Source organism: Aphanothece microscopica RSMan92 (genome assembly GCF_046613545.2).
In the GTDB taxonomy this organism is placed as follows: Bacteria; Cyanobacteriota; Cyanobacteriia; order PCC-6307; family Cyanobiaceae; genus NIES-981.
In genome coordinates this window covers 1-2,601 of sequence record NZ_JBKKKY020000129.1, presented here as the reverse complement: position 1 = coordinate 2,601, position 2,601 = coordinate 1, and the positions used below count along the sequence as shown (strand labels likewise).

General features: G+C 71.7%; 4 protein-coding genes. 3 read left to right on the top strand and 1 reads right to left on the bottom strand.

What is annotated here, in order from left to right; all coding sequences use genetic code 11:
• Window positions 1–710, top strand: a 710-nt coding sequence (locus ACLD7X_RS16275) for a DNA replication/repair protein RecF (protein ID WP_482763991.1), incomplete at its 5' end; no start/stop codon positions are given.
• A gap of 53 nt (window positions 711–763) precedes the next feature.
• The gene (gene speD / locus ACLD7X_RS16270; protein WP_412007026.1) at window positions 764–1,375 is read left to right on the top strand and encodes an adenosylmethionine decarboxylase; all 612 of its coding nucleotides are present in this window, start codon (window positions 764–766) and stop codon (window positions 1,373–1,375) included.
• Between the two features lie 20 nt (window positions 1,376–1,395).
• On the opposite strand, the gene larE is transcribed toward speD, so the two are convergent.
• Window positions 1,396–2,247 carry an ATP-dependent sacrificial sulfur transferase LarE gene (gene larE / locus ACLD7X_RS16265; RefSeq protein WP_411424729.1) on the bottom strand — a complete coding sequence of 284 codons (852 nt, stop codon included), beginning with the start codon at window positions 2,245–2,247 and terminating at the stop codon, window positions 1,396–1,398.
• Between the two features lie 158 nt (window positions 2,248–2,405).
• On the opposite strand from larE, the gene ACLD7X_RS16260 reads away from it, so the two are divergent.
• Window positions 2,406–2,601, top strand: a 196-nt coding sequence (locus tag ACLD7X_RS16260) for a cob(I)yrinic acid a,c-diamide adenosyltransferase (RefSeq protein ID WP_411424727.1), incomplete at its 3' end; no start/stop codon positions are given.

Here is a 2,601-nt window from a genome sequence, read left to right as displayed (position 1 = left end):
TGCTCCAGCTCGAGCCGCTCTACGGCGACCTGCTGAGTCGTTACGGCAGGCTGCTGCGGCAGCGCAGCCAGCTGCTGCGACGCGGCCTGGGCGGCATGGAGCAGTCCGCCCTGCTCGACGCCTTCGACCTGCAGATGGCCACGGTGGGCACCCGGCTGCATCGCCGCCGCCACCGGGCCCTGCTGCGGCTGGAGCCGCTGGCGGCCGGCTGGCAGCGGCGTCTCAGCGGCGGCCGGGATGTGCTGGGGATCCGCTACCGCAGCGGAACCGTTCTCGAGGGCGAGGAGGCGGAGGCGCCCTGGCGTGAGGCCCTGGCGAGCCAACTCGCCGCCCAGAGACCGGAGGAACTCCGGCTGGGGCAGTGCACGGTGGGCCCCCACCGCGACGAGGTGATCCTGTCCCTGGGCCACCAGGAGGCCCGGCGCTACGGCTCGGCAGGCCAGCAGCGCACCCTGGTGCTCGCCCTCAAGCTGGCGGAGCTGGACCTGGTGAGGACCGTGGTGGGCGAGCCGCCCCTGCTGCTGCTCGACGACGTGCTCGCCGAGCTGGATCCGCACCGTCAGCAGCTCCTGCTCGAAGCGGTGGGAGAAGATCACCAATGCCTGGTGAGCGCGACCCATGTGGAGGCGTTCAGCGCCGGCTGGCGGGCGCGCTGTCAGATCGCACAGCTGCGGGCGGGGGGCCTGGTCACGGTCGAGGGTCCCACCTGATGCCGGAAGGGATCCGGGCGCGTATGGTGGGCTGCCTGTTCAGCTCACCCTTGATGACCCAAGGCCTGCCCTGCCTCCACCCCCACCCTGGATGGAGCGCCGACACACCCCCCCAGACCACGGACCACACCCCCACCCGCCCGATCATCGACACGCTGGCCACAGCTGAGACGCTGGCCACAGTCGACACGCTGGCCAAAGCCGAGACGCTGGCCAAAACCAGCAGCTCTGCCAACATCTCCGCCACGGTCGGCAAGCACTGCATCCTCGAGCTCTACGGCTGTGATCAGGCCAGGCTCGACGACGAAGCCTTCCTCCGGGACACCATCACCTCGGCAGCCCGACGGGCTGGTGCCACCCTCCTCAATCTGATCACCCACCGTTTCGAGCCCCAGGGCGTCACCGGCCTGGCCCTGCTGGCCGAATCCCACATCTCCATCCACACCTGGCCCGAGTCCGGCTACGCCGCCGTGGATGTGTTCACCTGTGGGGACCACACCATGCCCGAGCGCGCCTGCGCCGTGCTCGCCGACGAACTCGCCGCTGCCCACCACAAGCTCACCAGCTTCCGGCGCGAAACCCCCGCCGCGATCGCAGAAGTCGAGCGACAGCCGAGTCACGAGGCCCCACCCAGCCCACCGGCCGCGGCCGCCCTGGTGGCCTGAGGCGAAGCCCCGAAGGCTGCTCAGCCGCTGGCCGTTCCGGAGGCGCCTGGCTGGAGATCACGGTTGAGCTTGCCGCTCACCAGACCCTCCAGATCCAGGCTGACCGCCGTGAAGCCAAGCTGCCGGAAGGCTTCCACCAGCTCCCCTCGGGTGCCGGGATCCCTCCACAGCTCCAGGGCGGCGGACAGCTGCTCGGCAGGCAGTTCGATGCGGGCGGTCTGTCCCTGACAGCGCACCCGCAGTCGAGGCCAGCCCTCGGCATGCAGCCGGGCTTCCGCGGCGGCGACCCGCTCCAGCCGCTCCGCGGTGATCGGTTCTCCGTAGGGAAAACGGGAAGCCAGGCAGGGCTGGGCAGGCTTGTCCCACCAGGGCAGGCCAAGTGCCCGCGACAACCGGCGCACACCGGCCTTGTCGATTCCCAGCTCCGCCAGCGGTGAGCGCACGCCCTGCTCCTGGGCCGCGCGGATTCCGGGGCGATGGTCGCCCAGGTCGTCGCGGTTCACCCCATCGAGCACCACCGCGCCGCCGGCGGCTGCCGCGACGGGGGCCAGCAGCCGATGCAACTCCCGCTTGCAGGCGTAGCAGCGTTCGGAAGGATTGCTGGCATAGGCGGGATCGGCGAGCTCCGCGGTGGGCAACTCGCGATGCTCGATGCCCAGCCAGCGCGCCTGCACCGCCGCCTCCCGCCGCAGATGCGGGGCCAGCGCGGGGGAGATCCCGGTGATCGCCATGGCCCCCTCGCCGAGCTGTTCCACGGCAATGGCCGCCACCAGGGCACTGTCCACGCCTCCCGAATAGGCGACCGCGATGCGTGGCAGCGCAGCGAGGCTGGCGCGCAGATCCTCCAGACTCCGCTCGAGTTCGGGGGGCAGGCTCTCAAGCAGGGTGAAGGCCACGGGCGGGGTTCGGGGCAGGCCAGGGCGATGATCCTGGCAAGCAGGGGGGCCGGCCGGCGGGTCGGCACCCGGCCACACCCAGCCCCCTGGCACCGGGGGAGGCTGGGTAGCATCCCCTCGAACCCACCCAGCGCATGAGCCCGAGCCGCACGCAGACGCCGCATCGGGAGACGGGACGCAGCAGCGGGTCAGGCAGCACGACGGGCCGGGGTTCGGGCATCGGCATCCGGACGGCCGCCGGCAGCGATGAGCGGGCCCACGGCCAGCTGCACGTCTACGACGGGGATGGCAAGGGCAAGAGCCAGGCCGCCCTGGGGGTGGTGCTGCGCA